This is a genomic window from Janthinobacterium sp. AD80 (genome assembly GCF_002878455.1).
Lineage (GTDB): Bacteria > Pseudomonadota > Gammaproteobacteria > Burkholderiales > Burkholderiaceae_D > Janthinobacterium.
The window spans coordinates 46,380-66,414 of the sequence record NZ_NRDQ01000019.1; the positions used below are offsets into that span (position 1 = coordinate 46,380).

Consider the following 20,035-nt stretch of genomic DNA (forward strand, 5'->3'; position numbering starts at 1 on the left):
CCGGTAGCGCCTGGCGTAGACACGTCCTGCGCTACCACCTCACCCACCGCCTGTACTACACAGCAAATCTCCACAGGAATTCCCATGCTCCTCGAAAACTACTTTCCCATCCTGCTCTTCATCCTCGTCGGTATCCTGGTCGGCATCGTGCCCATGCTGCTGGGACGGGTGCTGGGACCGCACAAGCCCGACCCGCAGAAGCTGTCGCAATATGAATGCGGCTTCGAAGCGTTTGGCGACGCGCGCATGAAATTCGACATCCGCTTCTACCTGGTCGCCATCCTGTTCATCCTGTTCGATATCGAAGTCATCTTCCTGATGCCGTGGGCGGCCAACGTCAACGCACTGGGACTGGTCGGCTTCTGGGCCGTCATGGGGTTTCTCGCCGTACTGACGATAGGCTTGGCCTATGAGTGGAAAAAGGGCGCGCTGGAGTGGGAGTGAGCAATGGGAATGAGAAACCTGCTCCTGCTGAATATCGTGCTGGGTGTGGCGCTGGCCTATGCCGCCACGCGCGAGTACCGCAAGGACGCCCAGGCATGCCGGCTGCTGGCAACGGTGGCCGGCGTCGCGCTGACGGTCAGCCTGGCGCTGCTGGTGCTGCAGCGTGGTTCCACGTGAAACATGCGCGGCGTTGGAAAGCGGAGTAAGCTCGTTACTGTCCCACTGCCAGGAGTCCGCATGTCCGCCTTCCAGTTCCGCACCGTGCCGCATCTGATCGTCGAAGCAGGCTGTGCCGCCCAGCTGGGCCAGCACGTGGCCCGCCACTTTCCACACGTACGCCGCGCCCTGCTCGTCACCGATGCGGGCTTTTTGCGCACCGGACTGGCCGATACTCCCTTGCGCAGTCTGCAGGCGGCAGGTGTCGAGGTGCACGTGTTCGCCGATGTCCAAGCGGATCCACCCGAAGCCGTCATCCTGGCTGGCGTGGCGCAGGCACAGATGTTTCACGTGGAACTGGTGATTGGCCTCGGTGGCGGCAGCTCGCTGGATGTGGCCAAGCTGATCGCCGTGCTGGCACGGGGCCACCAGGAGCTGGGGCAACTGTATGGTATCGGCAATGTCCACGGCCAGCGCCTGCCGCTGGTGCAGTTGCCAACCACGGCCGGCACGGGTTCGGAAGTGACCAGCATCGCCATCGTCACGACGGGCGCCACCACCAAGATGGGCGTAGTCGCCCCGCAACTGTATGCGGACCTGGCCCTGCTCGACGCCAGCCTGACCCTGGGCCTGCCACCGGCGGTGACGGCCGCCACCGGCATCGATGCCATGGTGCATGCGATCGAGGCATATACCAGCCGCCTGCAAAAGAATCCGCTGTCCGACATGCTGGCCACCCAGGCGCTATCGCTGCTGTCCGCCAACCTCGTCACGGCATGCCGCGATGGCCAGAACCTGGCCGCGCGCCAGGCCATGCTGCTGGGCGCCATGCTGGCCGGCCAGGCATTTTCCAACGCCCCCGTCGCCGCCGTGCACGCCCTCGCCTATCCCATCGGCGGCCTGTTCCACGTGCCACATGGATTGTCGAACGCGCTGGTGCTGCCACATGTGCTGCGCTTTAACTTGTCCCATGCCGCGCCCCTGTATGCGCAGCTGGCCGCCGTCTTGCAGCCCGGCATCACGGGCAGCGACGAGGCACGCGCCCATGCCTTGATCGATACCATGCAGGACATTGCCCTCGCGACCGGCATCGCACGAACCCTGCGCGAGGTGGGCATCGCCGCCAGCGACCTGGACCGCCTGGCCGACGAAGCCATGCTGCAAACGCGCTTGCTGGGAAACAATCCCCGCAGCGTCACGCGCAGCGACGCGCGCGCCATCTATGCGGCCGCACTGTGAGCCAGCAGACGGAGTCGCCTGACCCACCCTGTTACACTGCTGCCATGACGCCACCCGACATCCCCATTCATGCCGACGACAGCAGCCCGGCACCCGGGCGCTGCACCGGCTGCCACGATAGCGCACCGCTGGGCTTTGCCTTCGAGTACGCCTATCAACCTATCGTCGACCTCGCCACACGCAGCATCTACGCACACGAGGCGCTGGTACGCGGCCCACATGGCGAAGGTGCCGCCAGCGTGCTGGCGCAAGTGAACGACGAGAACCGCTACCGCTTTGACCAGGCTTGCCGCGTCAAGGCCGTGGCTGGCGCCGCCAGGCTAGGCATGCAAGGTTTTCTGTCGATCAATTTCCTGCCCAATGCCGTGTACCGTCCCGAGGTCTGCATCCGCAGCAACTTGGAAGCGGCCAAGCTGCACAACTTTCCTACCGACAAAATCATCTTTGAAGTGACGGAAGGCGAACGGGTGCAGGACCGTCCCCACCTGGTCGAGATTTTCCGCGCCTATCGCCGCTTCGGTTTTCAGACGGCCATCGATGATTTTGGCGCCGGCTATGCGGGCTTGAACCTGCTGGCCGAATACCAGCCCGACATCGTCAAGATCGACATGGACCTGGTGCGGCAGATCGACACCTCGCCGCCGCGCCAGGCCATCGTGCGGGCCGTCGCCAGCTTGTGCCGCGAGCTGGGCATCCGCGTGCTGGCCGAAGGCATCGAGACGCGCGCCGAGCGCGATTTTCTTTCCGGCTGCGGCATTTCGCTGATGCAGGGCTACTGGTTTTCCAAGCCCGTGTTCCAGGGTCTGGGGCAGATCCCCGACTCCGCCTGGATCTAGCCCGGGCATAAAAACGGCCACGTGAAACGTGGCCGCAAGTTCCCCAGACGGTGCAGTCTAGTTGGGAATATCCACCACCGTGCCCGTCACACTGATGAGATTACCGGCCGCCGGTGCCGCCGCGATCGGCGGCACGTTGACATTCGTGATCAAGGTCGATGCATCGGCACGCGTTACCGTGCGCACCACCTGCGATGGCGGCAAGGCCTGCTTGACGGTCAAGTGTGCATACATGGCGTCGAGCGCCCGGTTCAGATACACGTGCAGGGGCACAATCAAGGTCGGCAAGGCGCTGCTGAAAGAATCGAAGTGGTTGGCATGGGTCACCTCGATATAGCGCAGCTTGCTGCCTGCGCCCTCGCCCACCGCATTCAGTCCCACATAGGCACGCGACGCGTGATTCACGGGAATCAGCGTATCGCTGCGGCCATGCACGATGATGGCCGGTTTGCCATTGAGCTTGGCCGTTGCCTGCACCTCGGCCACGCCGGCACGCACCCGGACACTCTGCGCCGCCAGCGTGCCCTGCAAGGCGGTGCCGCTGACGCTGTCGCGTCCCGTCGCCAGGCTGCGCAGGCACAAGAAACCATCGAGTGACTGGTCGGCCAGGCCGTTGGAAGGCGACACGCCAGCCGTGTACACCTTGGCGCCGCCAACGCTGTTCTCATACACGACATTGCCCAGGATGCCGTTTTGCGCGGCAAAGCTGGCCGCCTTTTGCGCGCTCGTGTAGGCGATGGGGTTGCCCGTCCCGTCCGTCTGCGCAAAGCTAAAACCGCACACCTTGTCCGTCACGGAGAATTTGCCGTAGGCGTACGCATACGTGACAGCCACCAGGATGTTGGTGCCCGCGTGCGCCGCCTGCAGTGGATCGGAGTCCGCCAGCCAGCCATACGCCTGCAGGCGCCGCTTCGCATCCGCCTGCTGTTGCGCCAGGTCGGTGCCGCTCAGCAAGCCCTTGGCGACGAGCGCCGTGCAGCGTCCCGCGCTGCCGGCCACGGAGGCGATGCACGGCTGGTACAGGGCGGCATAGGTGGCGTAATCGAACAACGCGCGGCCCGGCCCGCTCACCACCACCCCGCCCTGGCGCACGCTGTAGGCGGTCGATGGCGCCGGCTGGACTTGCGGCTCGCTGACGGCCACGCCGCTGATCAGGCCGCGCGTATCCTGCTCGGCCGCCAGCAAGGCCGAGCCGCCGCCGTTGGAAATGCTCGAGGCGATCGTGATGGTGTTCTTCGGCGTCAGGCGCAGCAGGTGCGAACTGCCGTCGCGCGCCAGCACGCCGTAGCGCTCGTTCAACACGTAGTACGCCAGCTCGATGGCTTGCAAGGTGACCTTGCCCCAGTCCTTCTCCGGATTCTGCTGCGAGTGCGCATGCTTGAAGGCGATGCGGTTGGGGTTCGCAGCCGCCCAGGCCTGGCGCTCGGCGTCGCTCAGGTCGGGCGCGAAGAGCGCGTTCTTGCCGGCCGCGACCCTGCCCGCGCGCACGCCGTTTTGCAGGTTGACGCTGTCATCCTCGAACACATACAGGCCCGTGCCGGAACCCTTGTCCGCATAGGCCACGGCGCAGCCCTTTTTCAGGCCCCACTCGCCCGAGCTGCCGATGGCGCCATAGATGCCACGCGAGCCGCTGGACGTGCCCGTGACGATGCAGGCACGGTCCGGGTCGAAACTGGCCGGCACCTGCACCATCAGGGTGACGTTTTTCTTGCCCGTGCCATCGTCCGCATAGGCGATGTATTCGCTGCCGGCGATCAAGCCTTCGCCGCTGCCCGCATTGCCCGCCGCATCCACGTTCGGCCCATACAGGGTGCCGTAGCCGCTGTTGGCGGCAATGTCGAGCACGGCGCGGTAGTTGGCGTGGATGGCGTTGCGGCGCAGTTCCAGCGGCGTGGGACTCTCCGCATTCGCGTATGCGGGTGCCGCTGCCGCCAGCCCCGTCTTGCCCAGGCCGGCCGTCAGCAGGTCGTTGCTCTTGCCGTCGTAGTCGGTCCGCGTGATCGTGCCCAGGTAGCTGGGCATCTGGTTCAGCTCTTCCGGTGCATGATTGCTGCCGCAGGCTGACAGCAGCAGCACGGTGCACAGGCCGGTGCCGGCGCGCATATTCCTTGTTTGCATGGTGGTTCTCTCCGTTGAGGTAACACTGGACGCACAATGAAAAACGCCGGACAGACAGTCCGGCGTTGCTGCAACCATCAGACAGCGGCCTTGGCCGGCCTGCCGCCGAAACGGGCAAGCGCTTCGCCGACGATGCCACGCCGAAACATCAGCACGCAGATGACGAAGATGATGCCGGTAACGATGCCCACCGATTCGCCCAACGTCCCGAACCACTCGACACCCGTGTGCGTGGCCAGATAGGTGCCAAAGTCGCCCAGCTTGTTTTCCAGCGCGATGATCAGCACGGCGCCGATGATGGGGCCGGCCAGGGTGCCCATGCCACCGACCAGTGTCATCAGCACGACCAGGCCCGACATGCCCCAGTACACATCGGTCAACGTCTCAAAGCCCAGCACCAGGGTCTTGGTGGCGCCGGCCAGCGCGGCCAGCGACGCCGACAGGACGATGGCCATCAGCTTGTACTTGTTGACGTCGTAGCCGAGCGAGATGGCGCGCGGCTCGTTTTCCTTGATGGCTTTCAATACTTGCCCGAACGGCGAGTGGATGGTGCGCACGATCAGGGCGAAGCCGGCGATGAAGATGGCCAGCACCACGTAGTACAGCACCGTGTCGTTGCCCAGGTCGATTGTGCCCAGCAAGGTTCCACGTGGAACACCCTGCAAGCCATCCTCGCCGCCCGTGAACGGCAGGCGCAAGGCGAGGAAGTACACCATCTGCGCCAGCGCCAGGGTGATCATGGTGAAATAGATGCCCTGGCGACGGATGGCCAGGCCGCCCATCACCAGGCCCAATAGCGCCCCGGTGGCGACGCCGGCCAGCAAGCCCAGTTCCGTCGGCCAGCCCCAGGTGCGCAGCGCATAGCCGGTGACATAGCCGGCGCCGCCAAAGAAGGCAGCGTGGCCAAACGACAGCAAGCCCGTATAGCCGATCAATAAATTGAAGGCGCAGGCAAACAGGGCAAAGCACAGCAACTTCATCAGGAAGACGGGATAGCCGTAAAACGGGGCCGCCAGAGCCAGCAGCAGGGCAATGGCGTAGCCTACATTCTTATTCATCGTGGTAGCTCCAATACATGACTGATGAGGATTACTTTTCTTTACCGAACAGGCCGGCGGGACGCAGCAGCAGCACGATGACCATCACCACGAAGACCACGGTGGCCGAGCCTTCCGGGTAGAACACGCGGGTCAGACCCTCGATCACGCCCAGGCCCAGGCCCGTCAGGATCGAGCCCATGATGGAACCCATGCCGCCGATCACCACCACGGCGAACACGACGATGATGAGATTCGAGCCCATCAGCGGCGAGACCTGGATGATGGGGGCGGCCAGCACACCGGCGAACCCGGCCAGCGCCACGCCGAAGCCGAAGGTCAGGGTCACCATCAGCGGCACGTTGATGCCGAACGCTTCCACCAGCTTCGGGTTTTCCGTGCCGGCCCGCAGGTAGGCACCTAACTTGGTTTTTTCGATGACGAACCAGGTGGCCAGGCAGACGGAGAGCGATGCGATGACGACCCACGCCCGGTAGTTCGGCAGGATCATGAAACCCAGGTCGGTGGCGCCGGCCAGCGCTTCGGGTACCGCATACGGCTGGCCCGAGACGCCATAGAACGAGCGGAACACGCCTTCCATGATCAGCGTGATGCCAAAGGTCAGCAGCAAGCCATACAGGTGGTCGAGTTTATACAGCCAGCGCAGCATGGTCTTTTCAATCAGGATGCCGACCAGGCCGACGACGATCGGGGCGATGACCAGCATGGCCCAGTAATTGATGTCGAAATAGCTGAGGCCCATCCAGGCCAGGAAGGCGCCCATCATGTACATGGCGCCGTGCGAGAAATTAATGACGTTGAGCAAGCCGAAGATCACGGCCAGACCGAGGGACAACATGGCATAGAACGAGCCGTTGACGAGGCCCAGCAGCAGCTGGCTCATCATCGCTTGTAATGGAACGCCGAAAATTTCCATGGCATCACAGTATAAAAAGCACCGCCGGGTAGCGGTGTGGTATCAAGGGAAACACGCCACCGCGGACGGGTGCGGCGGCGCAAGGCGCACCCTGCGCACCGGCAGGTGGCGCGCAGGAAGGCAGACTGCCCGCGCGCGGCGGGCAATCCGCAGGGATTGCTACAACGTTACTTCCACAGCGAACACTTCGATTCAGCCTTGGTCACGTACGCTTGCGCGCCGGGCACGGTGGCCACCACCTTGTAGTAATCCCATGGGTATTTCGACTCGGACGGCTTTTTCACTTCCATCAGATACATGTCGTGCACCATGCGGCCATCGGGACGCACTTCGCCGTTCTTGGTGAACATGTCATTGATCCTGGTTTTCTTCAGATACGCCATGACCTTGTCGGTATCGTCCGTGCCCACCGCCTTGACGGCTTTCAGGTAGTTCGCCGCCGCCGAATAGTCGGCCGCCTGCAGCATCGACGGTTCCTTCTTCATCTTGTCAAAGTAACGTTTCGACCAGGCCCGCGTTTCCGGATTCAAGTCCCAGTACCAGCCGTCCGTCAGGTACATGCCCTGCGTCAGGTTCAAGCCCAGCGAATGGATGTCATTGATGAAGATCAGCAGACCAGCCAGTTTCACGTTTTTCGTCACGCCAAATTCGTTGGCCGCCTTGATGCTGTTGATGGCGTCGCCACCGGCATTGGCCAGGCCCAGGATCTGCGGCTTTGCCGCTTGCGCCTGCAGCAGGAAGGACGAGAAATCCGAGGCGCCCAGCGGATGCTTGACGCTGCCCAGCACCTTGCCGCCGGCTGCCTTGACGACTTCGGCCGTGTCTTTTTCCAGCGAGTGGCCGAACGCGTAGTCGGCCGTCATGAAGTACCAGTTCTTGCCGCCCTGCTTGACGATGGTGCCGCCCGTGCCGCGCGCCAGCGCCACGGTGTCGTAGGCGTAATGCACGGTGTATGGCGTGCACTCTTCATTCGTCAGGCGGGAGGAGCCGGCGCCGATGGCGATGAAGATTTTTTTCTTTTCCGCCGCCACCTTGGCCATGGCCAGGCTGGCGCCGGAATTGGTGCCGCCGATCAGCATGTCGACGCCCTGCTGGTCGAACCATTCGCGCGCCTTCGAAGCGGCGATGTCGGCCTTGTTCTGGTGATCGGCAGAAATGAATTCCACCTTTTTGCCAGCCAGTACGACGCCGGCATCGGCGATCGCCATCTTGATGGCTTCCGCGCCACCGAGGCCATCGACGTCGGAATACACGCCGGACATGTCGGAAATAAAGCCGATCTTGATGGTGTCGCCCGACACCTGGGCGTGCGCGGCAGCGGACAAGCCCAGTGCGCAGAGAGTGGCGGTGGCGATAGCGTTACGTTTCATAGTGTCTCCGTTGGGATTATTGTTTGCTATTCAGACGATTGCTGGTCGATGACGAGTAAAACGCACTACATGGGGACTACACGCCTAGCAGCTCGGTCAATACCGGCATCTTGGCCTCCAGTTCGGATGCAGCAAAAGTCTCGACGATCTGACCGTGCTCCATCACATAAAACCGGTCCGCCAGCGGCGCGGCAAACCGGAAATTCTGCTCCACCATGACGATGGTGTATCCCTTCGCTTTCAGGGTGGTGATCATGCGCGCCAGGCCCTGCACGATGACGGGCGCCAGGCCTTCGGAAATTTCATCGAGCAGCAGCAGGCGCGCGCCCGTGCGCAGGATGCGCGCCACGGCCAGCATCTGCTGCTCGCCGCCCGACAGCCGCGTGCCCTGGCTGTGGCGGCGCTCCTGCAGGTTCGGGAACATGGCGTAGATCTCCTCCACCGACATGCCCTTCTCGCCGCTGGCCAGGGTCGGCGGCAGCATCAGGTTTTCTTCCGTCGACAGCGACGAGAAAATGCCGCGCTCTTCAGGACAGTAACCGATACCCAGGTGGGCGATTTTGTGCGTGGCCAAACCTATCGCTTCGACGCCGTTGACCTTGATGGAGCCCGTGCGCGCGCCCGTCAGGCCCATGATGGCGCGCAAGGTGGTGGTGCGGCCAGCGCCATTGCGGCCCAACAAGGTCACCACTTCGCCCTGCCGCACTGTCAGGTTTACGTCGTGCAGGATGTGCGATTCGCCATACCAGGTATGCAGCTGTGCAATTTCCAGCGCGGGTGCGCCGCCATTCACTTGTGTCGCCATCAATGCGCCCCTTCCAGTTCCGCGTGGGTGGTGCCCATGTACGCTTCCATCACCTGTGGATTACGCGACACTTCCGCATAAGTCCCTTCGGCCAGCATGGCGCCGCGCTGCAGCACGGAAATCTTGTCGCAGATTCCGGAGACCACGTTCATATTGTGTTCCACCATCAAAATGGTGCGGCCAGCCGACACCTTCTTGATCAGTTCCGTGACGCGATGCACGTCTTCGTGGCCCATGCCCTGGGTCGGTTCATCGAGCAGCATCATTTCCGGTTCCATCGCCAGGGTGGTGGCAATTTCCAGCGCCCGCTTGCGCCCGTACGGCATGTCGACCGTGATGGTGTCGGCGAACTCCGTCAGGTCGACCTCGGCCAGCAAGGCCATGGCGCGGTCATTGAGCTGGTTCAGCGAGCGTTCGCTTTGCCAGAAGTGGAACGAGGTGCCCAGCTGGCGCTGCAAGCCGATGCGCACATTTTGCAGCACGGACAAATGCGGGAAGACGGCGGAAATTTGGAACGAGCGGATCACGCCCATGCGGGCGATCTGGGCCGGTTTGGCGGCCGTGATGTCTTTCCCATTGAACAGGATCTGTCCGGATGTGGGGACCAGGAATTTGGTGAGCAAGTTGAAACACGTGGTCTTGCCGGCGCCATTCGGGCCGATCAGGGCGTGGATATGGCCCCGTTCCACCTTCAAGTTGACGTCACTGACCGCCGTGAAACCCTTGAATTCCTTGGTCAAATTTCTTGTTTCCAAGATTACGTTTGACATCGTGTCTCCTAGTTGTACTTTTTGTACTACTTAGTCATTTTTATAATACACAACTTAAATTTAACGCACAATACAGTATAACTACGGTCATTTCTGGCCAGCCCGAATGGCGCAAACAGGCGCTTTTAGCCCGTCATTTCCAGGCCGCGTGTATCATTTGCGCCGCCTTTTCCGCGATCATCACGGTCGGCGAGTTGGTATTACCAGAAGTAATGTACGGCATGATGGAAGCGTCGACCACGCGCAAGCCGGCCACGCCCAGCACCCGCAGCTGGCTGTCGACGACGCTCAAGGGATCGCTGGCCAGGCCCATGCGGCAGGTGCCCACCGGGTGAAAAATGGTGGTGCCGATCTGGCTGGCCGCCTGCGCCAGTTCTTCCTCGCTCTGGAAGGCGATGCCGGGCTTGTATTCTTCAGGCGCAAATTTCTGCAGTGCCGGCGCGGCGGCGATGCTGCGCGTCAGGCGCAGGGCATCGGCCGCCACCTTGCGGTCCTGGCCGGTACTCAGGTAATTGGGCACGATCTTCGGCGCCGCATAGCTGTCGGCCGAGGCGATATCGACCCGTCCGCGCGAAGTGGGACGCAGATTGCAGACGCTGGCCGTAAACGCGGGAAACGCATGCAATGGCTCGCCGAACTTATCCAGCGACAAGGGCTGCACGTGGTACTGCAAATTCGGCGTCGCTTGCTGCGGGTCGGATTTCGCGAACGCGCCCAGCTGCGATGGCGCCATCGACATGGGCCCGCTCTGGAACAGCGCATATTGCAAGCCGATCTGCATCTTGCCGAACATATTGCTGGCCATCACATTCAAGGTTTTCACGCCCTGCACTTTAAAGACCATGCGCAGCTGCAAATGGTCTTGCAGATTGCCGCCCACGCCAGGGGCATCGCGCACGGGCTCGATGCCATGCTGACGCAGCAAGGCGGCCGGGCCGATGCCGGACAATTGCAGCAATTGCGGCGAACCGATGGCGCCCGCCGTGAGGATGGTTTCGCGTTTCGCCGTCGCCTGCCACTGCGTGCCGCCGCCCGTAAATACAATGCCCGCGCAGCGCGGTCCCGCTTCTGTCGTTTCCAGTAATAACCGTTCCACGTGGCAACCGATCATGATGGTCAGATTCGGGCGGCGCGCAGCCGGTTTCAAGAAGGCTTTCGAGGTATTCCAGCGAATGCCGCGGCGCTGGTTGACGTCGAAGTACGCGCTGCCGCTATTGTCGCCGCCATTGAAATCGCTGGTTTTAGGAATGCCGACTTGCTGCGCCGCATCGCGAAAGGCGTTCAGGATATCCCACGACAGGCGCTGTTTTTCCACGCGCCACTCACCACCGACGCCATGGTTTTCCGAGGCGCCGCCGTAGTAATCCTCGCTTTGCTTAAAGAGCGGCAAGACCTTGTCCCAGCGCCAGGAAGCATCGTCCGTCAGGTCGGCCCAATGGTCGTAATCGCCGGCCTGGCCGCGCATATAGATCATGCCATTGATGGAAGAACTGCCGCCCAGCACTTTTCCGCGTGGATAGATCAGGCTGCGTCCGCCCAGGCCCGCGTCCGCCTGCGTGGAATATAGCCAATCCGTGCGGGGATTGCCGATGCAATGCAGATAACCGACGGGGATGTGGATCCACACATAGTCGTCCTTGCCGCCCGCTTCCACCAGCAACACACTGGCGTCCTTGTCGCGCGTGAGCCGGTTGGCCAGCACGCAGCCTGCCGTGCCGCCGCCCACGATGATGTAGTCGTATTCGCCTGCCGATTCCAATGAAGCTCCTTTAGGTATGCCATCAAGCTGTCGCGCGGCGTGTCTCCCCGCCGCGTCCCGTTACCAGAGTCTGTATTCGTTCATGCATGCACGGCCGTGCGCTGTGAGTCGCTTGCGAGCCGCAAGCCAGAGTACCACCAGTGCCGTGCCAGGGCGACATTAATCGCATTGCCATGGTTTTGGCGCGACAACAAGGCTGCGGACAGGGAAAAAAAATCGTTTCAGATAAGGGCCATCAGCTGTGGATAACCGTATGGATATCCACAGGTACACAATGTGCGTAAACGAAAATTTTTTTACCTTACTTTTTTTTGTCCAGAAACGGTCCTATGGGCATACAACGCTTACTCAGCGTTTATCCGCGCGCCAAGCGATTGTTTACAAGGATAAATCCGTAGTTATCCACAGAAGTTGTCGGCGTTAACTACTATTACTATGCTTGTATACAAGCTTGTTAAGGTAAACCCGACAACGCTGCGCTTTGCCCTGCTTCGCGCCATGACCGGCTCCAACGTCAACACCACAAAAAAAAACAGCGCGTTGCAAAAAAAAAAATCGCGCCAACAACTGCGCCACGAAAACCGGCACGGCCAACGTCACGCGCACAGCACTGCAAAACCGTTTTGCAATCAAGCAGACGCAAACGGTTCCTGCCAGGCACAGGACTGGCAACAAGATAGGTGTCAAAAGGGGGTTTTTGAAACGATTGTGGATAACTTACTTGATATCCACAGGATGACTTGTGTGTAAACACGAAGTTATGCGCAGGCCCGCATTTTATACAATTTCGCTCCTCGTGTGATACAGCGATTATGCACGCTTTATTTTTCACGTAAACGTTTGATCCTGTTGAAAAAAGGTGACTTATCCACAGAAAAAAACGCGTTTACTATTACTACTATTTTTATATATAGATCTATTGTAAACCGACAAAAAAAGCGGAAGTCCGGGGATACTTGCAAAAAACAGGCATAGAACAGTAAAAAAAAAGTCAAAGGCGACAGCACGACGCACTGCCAAACCGTCTTCCAGGAATTACCTTGATGCCAGCGTCGGTGAAAGAACCGCGCCAGTGAACTGCCGACGTTCTTTGCACCAGCATGCGTATCGCGTCCCGGCAAGCGCCGAGTGGCCTGGATTGCAACAGAAACCCCGATTTTTGCTTGCCGTTGTGGATAAGTGCCTGCATATCCACAGGATGAGATGTGGGAAAAGTCGATCTTTGTCCACAAGCCGATTTTTATCCCAAACAAGTCCGGCGTGGATACAATGCTTGTGCGCCTACTTTTTTGGACGCCAAGTCGATGATTTTTATACGGTATACCGACTTATCCACAAAAAAATAGGCGTTTACTATCACTACTATTTTTATGTATACATCTTTATTTAAAACACAGAGACAAACGCGGACGGTGGAAAAGTCGCCCGAACGGCTGTTAAGCACGTGTTTTAAGTCTTGCAACCTGTAAAACCTGTAAAAACGGCATGTATCCACAAAAAAAAATGCGTTTAGGCATCATCAGTGCCTTGCACGAAGAACAGCAGGGGCTGGTAGAAGCCATGCAAGGCCCCCAGAGGCACTCGCACGGCATGCGCGACTACACCCTGGGAACACTCTGGAATATCGACGCTGTGTGCGTCCTGTCGCGTCTGGGCAAGGTTGCCGCTGCCATGACTGCTTCTATCCTTGTGGAAAAGTACGGAGTTACCCACATCGTCTTCACCGGCGTGGCCGGCAGTGGGGATAAACACGTGAAAGTGGGCGATATCGTGGTCGCGGAAGCGCTGCTGCAGCACGATATGGATGCGCGTCCCCTGTTTCCCCGCTTTGAAGTGCCGCTGACGGGTCTGCAGCGCTTTGCCACGGACCTGGAGCTGAGCACGCAACTGGCCGGCGCTGCGGAAGATTTCCTGCGTAACGACGCTTCCAGCGTGCTGCAGGCGGCCGATATCGCGCAATTTGGTCTGCAGCACGCCAAAGTACATCGCGGCATGATTGCCAGCGGCGACCAGTTCATCAGCAATGCCGCGCACATCCGTCAATTGAAACAGGATCTGCCCGATTTGCTGGCCGTCGAAATGGAAGGGGCCGCCGTGGCGCAAGTATGTTTTGAACTGGGCGTGCCGTTTACCGTCATGCGCACCATTTCCGACAACGCCAACGAAGAGGCGGCAGTCGACTTCATGCGTTTCGTGCAGAGCGTCGCCTCACCGTATGCGTTTACCGTGATCCAGCAACTGTGCCAGCGCCTGGCTTCCTGATTTTCATTCGGCGTGCATAAAAAAAGGGCAGAACCATTGGTTCTGCCCTTTCTATTTCAACACAAGGAAAACTGAAAAATGTTCAGGGTGAGGCGCCTTGCCGCAGGCAGTACGACTGTACGGCCAGGCCAGGCAACAACGCCTGGAGTTTTTCTCAGCGTCCTTTAAACACTCAGCATCATCAGGCTGGCGTTACCGCCGGCCGCCGTCGTATTCACGCACAGCGCCCGTTCGGCGACCAGGCGCCAAAGGGGGATGACACCCTCCTCCGTCGTCTCGATCGTGCCCACCAAGGCGCCTTCCCGGGCCGCCAGCAGCGGTTTGAGCTGGCTGTCGAGCACGGGTTCGATCATGGCGATCTGGAAATCATGCTTGACGGACTCCAGGCTGGTGACGACCTGGATGCGGTCTTTCAACGCCGCCGGCAAGTCGCCCGGGATCAATGCCGGCGATTGCGCCAGCACCAGCGCCTGGTTGCCCGTCGCCAGCACGGCCGCCAGCTGGTTCATCAGCACGCCCGTCGTGGCTGCCGCACACAGAATCGTGCCGCGCGCGGCAAAGCTCAGGGTATTGCGTTCGCCCGTCGGGCCTGGCAAGACGGTGGTGCTGCCCAGCAAGGTCGTACGCGTGTATTCCTGCGCCAGGTGCATGACCTTGTCGTGGCCATGCATCTTCGCCCACACGGTCAGCGCATCGAGCGCCGGTGCCGCCTGGCGCTGGTGCTGCGCGCCGGCCGGCGCATTGCGCTGCAGGCGTTTCAGGTACAGCGGGCCGCCGGCTTTCGGACCGGTGCCCGATTTGCCTTCGCCGCCGAACGGCTGCACGCCCACCACGGCACCGACGATGTTGCGGTTCACGTAGATATTGCCCACATGCGCGCGCTTGGTGATGAAGTCGATGGTTTCATCGATGCGCGTATGGATGCCCAGGGTCAAACCGTAACCGCTGTCATTGATCGATTGCACCAGTTGCGGCAATTCGGCACGCTTGTAGCGGATCACGTGCAGCACGGGGCCGAAGACTTCGTGCGTCAGTTGCGACAGCGACTTGATTTCCAGCACGGTCGGGGCGACAAACGTGCCTTTCACGGTGGGCAGGTCGAGCGAATAATGGTCGAGGGCCACGGTCTTCATCTTGTTGATGTGCGCCAGCAGATTGCCTTGCGCTTCCGCATCGATGACGGGGCCGATATCCGTTGCCAGGCGGTCAGGGTTGCCAACACGCAATTCCTGCATGGCGCCTTTCAGCATGTGGATGGTCTTGTCGGCGATTTCCGTCTGCAGGAACAGCACGCGCAAGGCCGAGCAGCGCTGGCCGGCGCTGTCGAAGGCGGACGACATCACGTCCTGCACCACCTGTTCCGGCAAGGCGGACGAATCGACGATCAGGGCATTCTGCCCGCCCGTCTCGGCGATCAGGGGAATGTCGATGCATTCCGCCACGGCACGCGCGGCCAGGTTGCGGTTGATCAGCTGCGCCACTTCCGTCGACCCTGTGAAAATCACGCCTTTTACGCGCGTGTCGTTGCACAGGCCGGCGCCAACCACTTCACCGCTGCCAGGCAAAAATTGCAGCGCGCCGCGCGGCACACCAGCCGCATGCAGCAATTGCACGGCGCGCCAGGCGATCAGCGGCGTTTGCTCGGCCGGCTTGGCCAGCACGACGTTGCCGGCGGCCAGGGCGGCGGCCAGCTGGCCCGTAAAGATGGCCAACGGGAAATTCCACGGGCTGATGCAGGTAACGGGACCGAGCGCCAGGGTGTTGGGCGCGTGTTCCACCTGCGCCGCGTAGTAGCGCAGGAAATCGACGGCTTCGCGGATCTCGGCGATCGCGTTCGGCAGGGACTTGCCCGCTTCGCGCACGGCCAGGGCCATCAGCTCGATATGGTGTTCCTCGAACAGGTCGGCCGCGCGCAGCAAGGCTTGCGCGCGGATCGACGGCTCCGTGGTCTGCCAGTCCATGGCGTAGGCGCTGGCGCTGGCCAGCGCCGTTTCCACATCCGCTGGGCCAGCTTCGGCGACCTTGCCGACGATATCATCGTGTTGCGCCGGGTTATGGATGACCTGCGTGGGCGCGTTCAGGCTGACGGCGCCATCAATCAGCGGCGTCGCCTGCCATTGCTGCTGCTGTGCCAGGCCGGCGGCCAGGGTGCGCAGGGTGTCTTCATTCGACAGGTCCAGGCCGGACGAGTTCTTGCGTTCGTTGCCAAACATGTCCAGCGGCAGCGGAATCGACGGGTGCGGCAAGCCGCCCTGCAGGCGCGCCAGTTCCAGCGGATCGCGGATCAGGCTATCGATGGCCACGCTTTCGTCGACGATCTGGTTGACGAACGAAGAGTTGGCGCCGTTTTCCAGCAGGCGGCGCACCAGGTAGGCCAGCAGGGTTTCATGCGAGCCGACAGGGGCGTAGATGCGGCATGGCTTGTCCAGGTTGGCCGGGCCGACGACCTGGTCGTACAGGGTCTCGCCCATGCCGTGCAGGCACTGGAATTCATAGTCGGTAATGCCGTCGCGCTTGGCCCAGGTGTAAATGGTCGACAGCGTTTGCGCATTGTGCGTGGCAAATTGCGGGTAGATATCCTTGCTGGCGGCCAGCAGTTTTTGCGCGCACACCAGGTAGGACACGTCCGTGTAGACCTTGCGCGTGTAGACGGGATAGCCTTCCTGGCCATCGACTTGCGCGCGTTTGATTTCCGCATCCCAATACGCGCCTTTCACCAGGCGCACCATGAACTTGCGGTTGCTGCGGCGCGCCAGGTCGATCAGGTAATCGATGGCAAACGGGCAGCGTTTTTGATACGCCTGCACCACATAGCCGATGCCTTCAAAGCCGGCCAGGTCGGGATCGAAGGCCAGCGCTTCCATCAGGTCGAGCGACAGTTCCAGGCGGTCGGTTTCTTCCGCATCGATATTGAAGCCGATGTTGTACTGCTTCGCCAGCAATAGCAGCGCTTTGACGCGTGGCAACAATTCGTCCATGACGCGGGCACGCTGGGCGCGGCTGTAGCGCGCGTGCAGGGCCGACAGTTTCACGGAAATGCCGGGGCCGTTCTTGATGCCGCGGCCATTCGAGGCCTTGCCGATGGCGTGGATCGCCGTTTCATACGAGGCATAGTAGTTGGCCGCGTCTTTTTCCGTCAGCGCCGCTTCGCCCAGCATGTCGTACGAGTAGCGGTAGCCGCGCGTTTCGTTCTCGCGGCTGTTTTTCAGCGCTTCCTCGATGGTTTGGCCCGTGACAAACTGGTTGCCCAGCATGCGCATGGCCAGATCGACGCCCTTGCGTATCAGCGGTTCGCCGCCCTTGGCGATGAGTTTGGTCATGGCCGAGCCCAGGCCCGATTCGCTGCCGGTACTGACCAATTTGCCCGTAATCAGCAAGCCCCAGGTGGCCGCGTTGACGAACAGCGAGGGCGATTCGCCCAGGTGCTTGCGCCAGTCGCCCTTGCTGATTTTGTCGGCGATCAGGCGATCGGCCGTTTGACTGTCGGGTATACGCAACAGCGCTTCGGCCAAACACATCAATGCAACACCCTCTTCCGAGGACAGCGAGAACTCATGCATCAGTGCATCGACGCCGGAGGCGCGTGTGCGTTTTTGGCGCACGGCGGAGACCAGACGGTGTGCCAGGGCCTGGCCTTCGGCCGTTGTTTCATCGCTGCTGGCGCGCACTTGCTGCAACAACCACTGCACGGCGGAAACCTCGTCGCGCCTATAGGCGGCCGTGATGGCAGCGCGTTGTGGCGTCGCTTCGGGCAGGATTTCCGCCTGGAGCGCGGCAAAGGGAATCGGGGTAAAAGCCGAGGGGCCAGCAGGGTGCATAGGAGCTCTTTACAAGGAAAAAGAAGACGAAACTTGCGGTAATTCTTGCCCTTTTTTGGTGCAAAAAAATACAGAAAGTCGAACGTTAAGATGATTCGATTGTAAAGGGGATTCTTATGGATTAATTCTGGTAATACACAGCACTAGCAATAGATAGTTTTTGATGCGACAATTTAACCAAATAATATTTATATGGGGGTGATTCGCATGCTGGACAAGATCAGTAAGAAAATCCTGATGGAATTGCAGAGTGATGGACGCATCAGCAACGTGGAGCTGGCCGCACGTGTGAACCTGTCGCCTGCCGCTTGCCTGGAGCGCGTGCGCAAGCTGCATGAATCGGGCTACATCATGGGCTACACGGCCCAGTTGAACCCGCAGTTGCTCGACGTCTCGTTGCTGGTCTTCATCGAAGTGGTGCTCGATCGCACGACACCGGAAGTGTTCGACGCCTTCAAGCATAGCGTACAAATCATTCCAGAGGTACTGGAATGTCATATGGTTGCCGGCGGTTTCGATTATCTGGTCAAGGCGCGCGTGAAGGATATGGCCGCTTACCGCGAATTCCTCGGCAAGACCCTGTTGCAAAAAGGTGTGCGGGAAACCCACACTTATGCCGTCATGGAAGAGGTCAAAAACACGACCAAATTGCCGATTAAGTGACCCGGGAGTAGTGTCGCCACTTTTGTGATTGAGCTATCGGAACAAATGTTGTAGGGTAGAACTACAATTCTGCTATCCGGTAGCCGCCTGAAACGACGCACAGACGCCAGTTCAGGGTGCAAGGCGGGCAATCGTGCCTCCCCGCATACGGTTACACCACGTCCCCGATGGGGGCGTGACGGTTTCGCGCAGCGGGGGACAAATGAAGCAGTTGCAGCATCAGCTGGTGCGTTTCTTTGTATTCACGATCCTGGCCATGGCCGTGGCCTGTTGCCTGGCCTATCTGCTGCTGCTGCTGTCGGGCGGCGACCATCCCTATCTGATTGCCTGCGTGGCCGCCGCCATCGGCGCCGCGTTGCTGGCGTTTGCCAGCCGTCCGCGCGGCGAGCCGGGCTTGCATCAGTTCGCCGATACGGTGGGCACGGCCATCGACGCCATCATGATCGGCGCGGCGGAAACCTCGTATTTCGTCGACTCCGTCAAACAGAAGGTGGAACTCGACGTGCAGACGGCCAGCGACATCGCCGACAGTTCGGAACAGAACGCGGTGATGACGGAAAAGATCGCCGCCAATGCGGAACGGGCCGCCAAGGTGGCTGCCGGCGTGCGCGTGGAAAGCGTGGCGGCGCGCGCCGAAGTGGACCAGGGCTTGCGGCGCATCAATAGCGCCCGCGAGGAAGCGCAGGGCGCTTCCAGCGCCATGCTGAGTCTGCAGGAAAAATCCAGGCGCATCACGGGCTTTACGGAAGCCATTTCCGATATTTCCGCGCGCACCAATCTGCTGGCGCTGAACGCCGCCATCGAGGCGGCGCGCGCCGGCGAACATGGCCGTGGCTTCGCCGTGGTGGCCGGGGAAGTGCGGCAGCTGGCGCAGCGCACCAAGGAAGCCTCCGATGAGATCAGCGTGATGGTGCGCGAAATCAATGAGCAGTCGGAAAAAGCCGCGCTCGGCATGAGCTCGCTGGCTGCCGGCGTGACGGAAGCGGCGCGCAATGTGGAAAGCGTGCACGCGTCTTTGAGCCATATCGAGGAATCGTCGGGCGTGTCGGAAGACGAGATCGGGCAGATCGCCCGTGCATCGCGCGAACACGTCGACACGACGCAGGTCATTGCCGACGCCATCTTGCAAATCCGTGACAGCATGCTGTCGACCAACGCCGAATTGCCGCGTGCCACGCAATCGGCCATGGCCCTGGCCGAGCGGGCCGAAGTGATCGCCGGCGCCCTCGGTGAATCGAGCGTGGCCACGCCGCACGATGAAATCCGCGCGGCCGCCCAGCGCGCCGCGCGCGACGTGGGCAAGCTGTTCGAGCAGGCGATCGCTTCGGGCCGCATCACGCGCGAAGCCCTGTTCGACCGCCATTACCGGCCCATTCCGAACACCAATCCGCCCAAGCACAACACCAAGTTCGACGCGTTTACGGACAAAGTCTTGCCGGACTTGCAGGAAGGCGTGCTGGCCGCCCTGCCCCACCTGGCGTATGCGGGCGCCGTCGACAACAATGGATACTTTCCAACGCATAACAAGAAATTTTCCCAGCCGCTGACGGGCGACTACGCCACCGATATCGTCAACAACCGGACCAAGCGCATCTTCAGCGACCGCACGGGTGCGCGCTGCGGCAGCAACACCAAACCGTTCCTGCTGCAGACGTATAAACGCGACACGGGCGAAGTCATGCACGATTTATCCGTTCCCATCCACGTCGATGGCAAGCACTGGGGCGGCTTCAGGGTGGGATATCGTTCCAGCAGCCACGCATGATGAACATCTGATTAACTCTACTGCGCGTCGTAATTTGCGGCCTGCGATGCTCACTG

Annotated in this window: 16 protein-coding genes; 8 read left to right on the forward strand and 8 right to left on the reverse strand. The window is 60.9% G+C overall.

All coding sequences use genetic code 11. From position 1 onward, the window contains the following. Positions 1-84: 84 nt before the first annotated feature. From JaAD80_RS04235 to JaAD80_RS04245, 4 genes are read left to right on the forward strand one after another with little or no spacing between them, the layout of a single operon-like run. Positions 85-444 carry an NADH-quinone oxidoreductase subunit A gene (locus JaAD80_RS04235; RefSeq protein ID WP_102293022.1) on the forward strand — a complete coding sequence of 120 codons (360 nt, stop codon included), beginning with the start codon at positions 85-87 and terminating at the stop codon, positions 442-444. A 9-nt stretch (positions 445-453) separates the two neighbouring features. Next, positions 454-621: a hypothetical protein gene (locus JaAD80_RS30545; RefSeq protein ID WP_180979295.1), complete on the forward strand. Its 168-nt coding sequence runs from the start codon at positions 454-456 to the stop codon at positions 619-621. 60 nt (positions 622-681) lie between these two features. Next, positions 682-1,839: an iron-containing alcohol dehydrogenase gene (locus JaAD80_RS04240; protein WP_102293023.1), complete on the forward strand. Its 1,158-nt coding sequence runs from the start codon at positions 682-684 to the stop codon at positions 1,837-1,839. 44 nt (positions 1,840-1,883) lie between these two features. Beyond that, positions 1,884-2,675, forward strand: coding sequence for an EAL domain-containing protein (locus JaAD80_RS04245; protein WP_102293024.1), 792 nt, complete (start codon positions 1,884-1,886; stop codon positions 2,673-2,675). A 57-nt stretch (positions 2,676-2,732) separates the two neighbouring features. On the opposite strand, the gene JaAD80_RS04250 is transcribed toward JaAD80_RS04245, so the two are convergent. From JaAD80_RS04250 to JaAD80_RS04280, 7 genes are all read right to left on the reverse strand, one after another. After that, positions 2,733-4,793 (reverse strand): 3-hydroxybutyrate oligomer hydrolase family protein, encoded by a 2,061-nt coding sequence (locus JaAD80_RS04250; RefSeq protein ID WP_102293025.1) that lies wholly within the window; start codon positions 4,791-4,793, stop codon positions 2,733-2,735. Positions 4,794-4,870: 77 nt separating this feature from the next. Next, entirely contained in the window at positions 4,871-5,851 is a 981-nt protein-coding gene (locus tag JaAD80_RS04255; RefSeq protein WP_102293026.1) for a branched-chain amino acid ABC transporter permease, read from the reverse strand. Positions 5,852-5,882: 31 nt separating this feature from the next. After that, complete coding sequence (locus JaAD80_RS04260; protein WP_102293027.1) at positions 5,883-6,767, reverse strand: branched-chain amino acid ABC transporter permease; 885 nt, start codon at positions 6,765-6,767, stop codon at positions 5,883-5,885. 167 nt (positions 6,768-6,934) lie between these two features. Next, positions 6,935-8,137, reverse strand: a complete 1,203-nt coding sequence (locus tag JaAD80_RS04265) for an ABC transporter substrate-binding protein (RefSeq protein ID WP_102293028.1) — start codon at positions 8,135-8,137, stop codon at positions 6,935-6,937. A 76-nt stretch (positions 8,138-8,213) separates the two neighbouring features. After that, entirely contained in the window at positions 8,214-8,942 is a 729-nt protein-coding gene (locus tag JaAD80_RS04270) for an ABC transporter ATP-binding protein (protein ID WP_102293029.1), read from the reverse strand. Then, on the reverse strand, positions 8,942-9,712 hold the full coding sequence (locus tag JaAD80_RS04275; RefSeq protein WP_102293030.1) for an ABC transporter ATP-binding protein: 771 nt from the start codon (positions 9,710-9,712) through the stop codon (positions 8,942-8,944). Before JaAD80_RS04275 ends, JaAD80_RS04270 begins: the two co-directional genes overlap by 1 nt. Positions 9,713-9,845: 133 nt before the next feature. Beyond that, on the reverse strand, positions 9,846-11,471 hold the full coding sequence (locus JaAD80_RS04280) for a GMC family oxidoreductase (RefSeq protein WP_102293031.1): 1,626 nt from the start codon (positions 11,469-11,471) through the stop codon (positions 9,846-9,848). A 498-nt stretch (positions 11,472-11,969) separates the two neighbouring features. Between JaAD80_RS04280 and JaAD80_RS30105 the strand changes: the two genes are divergently transcribed. Both JaAD80_RS30105 and JaAD80_RS04285 read left to right on the forward strand, forming a co-directional pair. Then, positions 11,970-12,221 (forward strand): hypothetical protein, encoded by a 252-nt coding sequence (locus tag JaAD80_RS30105; protein ID WP_180979296.1) that lies wholly within the window; start codon positions 11,970-11,972, stop codon positions 12,219-12,221. 753 nt (positions 12,222-12,974) lie between these two features. After that, the gene (locus JaAD80_RS04285) at positions 12,975-13,733 is read left to right on the forward strand and encodes a 5'-methylthioadenosine/adenosylhomocysteine nucleosidase (protein ID WP_180979297.1); all 759 of its coding nucleotides are present in this window, start codon (positions 12,975-12,977) and stop codon (positions 13,731-13,733) included. Between the two features lie 164 nt (positions 13,734-13,897). On the opposite strand, the gene putA is transcribed toward JaAD80_RS04285, so the two are convergent. Continuing rightward, the gene (gene putA / locus JaAD80_RS04290) at positions 13,898-17,551 is read right to left on the reverse strand and encodes a trifunctional transcriptional regulator/proline dehydrogenase/L-glutamate gamma-semialdehyde dehydrogenase (protein ID WP_102293033.1); all 3,654 of its coding nucleotides are present in this window, start codon (positions 17,549-17,551) and stop codon (positions 13,898-13,900) included. Positions 17,552-17,758: 207 nt separating this feature from the next. Between putA and JaAD80_RS04295 the strand changes: the two genes are divergently transcribed. Both JaAD80_RS04295 and JaAD80_RS04300 read left to right on the forward strand, forming a co-directional pair. Next, positions 17,759-18,214 (forward strand): Lrp/AsnC ligand binding domain-containing protein, encoded by a 456-nt coding sequence (locus JaAD80_RS04295; RefSeq protein WP_010393827.1) that lies wholly within the window; start codon positions 17,759-17,761, stop codon positions 18,212-18,214. Positions 18,215-18,416: 202 nt separating this feature from the next. Further along, positions 18,417-19,979, forward strand: a complete 1,563-nt coding sequence (locus JaAD80_RS04300) for a methyl-accepting chemotaxis protein (RefSeq protein ID WP_102293034.1) — start codon at positions 18,417-18,419, stop codon at positions 19,977-19,979. The last annotated feature ends 56 nt before the right edge of the window (positions 19,980-20,035 follow it).

Bases quoted from the DNA above. Each gene is read 5' to 3' on its own strand.
- JaAD80_RS30105 (WP_180979296.1), top strand. From the start codon at position 11,970: ATGACCGGCTCCAACGTCAACACCACAAAAAAAAACAGCGCGTTGCAA.
- JaAD80_RS04245 (WP_102293024.1), top strand. From the start codon at position 1,884: ATGACGCCACCCGACATCCCCATTCATGCCGACGACAGCAGCCCGGCA.
- JaAD80_RS04300 (WP_102293034.1), top strand. From the start codon at position 18,417: ATGAAGCAGTTGCAGCATCAGCTGGTGCGTTTCTTTGTATTCACGATC.
- JaAD80_RS04255 (WP_102293026.1), bottom strand. From the start codon at position 5,851: ATGAATAAGAATGTAGGCTACGCCATTGCCCTGCTGCTGGCTCTGGCG.
- putA (WP_102293033.1), bottom strand. From the start codon at position 17,551: ATGCACCCTGCTGGCCCCTCGGCTTTTACCCCGATTCCCTTTGCCGCG.
- JaAD80_RS04295 (WP_010393827.1), top strand. From the start codon at position 17,759: ATGCTGGACAAGATCAGTAAGAAAATCCTGATGGAATTGCAGAGTGAT.
- JaAD80_RS04260 (WP_102293027.1), bottom strand. From the start codon at position 6,767: ATGGAAATTTTCGGCGTTCCATTACAAGCGATGATGAGCCAGCTGCTG.
- JaAD80_RS04250 (WP_102293025.1), bottom strand. From the start codon at position 4,793: ATGCAAACAAGGAATATGCGCGCCGGCACCGGCCTGTGCACCGTGCTG.
- JaAD80_RS30545 (WP_180979295.1), top strand. From the start codon at position 454: ATGAGAAACCTGCTCCTGCTGAATATCGTGCTGGGTGTGGCGCTGGCC.
- JaAD80_RS04235 (WP_102293022.1), top strand. From the start codon at position 85: ATGCTCCTCGAAAACTACTTTCCCATCCTGCTCTTCATCCTCGTCGGT.
- JaAD80_RS04270 (WP_102293029.1), bottom strand. From the start codon at position 8,942: ATGGCGACACAAGTGAATGGCGGCGCACCCGCGCTGGAAATTGCACAG.
- JaAD80_RS04265 (WP_102293028.1), bottom strand. From the start codon at position 8,137: ATGAAACGTAACGCTATCGCCACCGCCACTCTCTGCGCACTGGGCTTG.
- JaAD80_RS04240 (WP_102293023.1), top strand. From the start codon at position 682: ATGTCCGCCTTCCAGTTCCGCACCGTGCCGCATCTGATCGTCGAAGCA.
- JaAD80_RS04285 (WP_180979297.1), top strand. From the start codon at position 12,975: ATGCGTTTAGGCATCATCAGTGCCTTGCACGAAGAACAGCAGGGGCTG.
- JaAD80_RS04275 (WP_102293030.1), bottom strand. From the start codon at position 9,712: ATGTCAAACGTAATCTTGGAAACAAGAAATTTGACCAAGGAATTCAAG.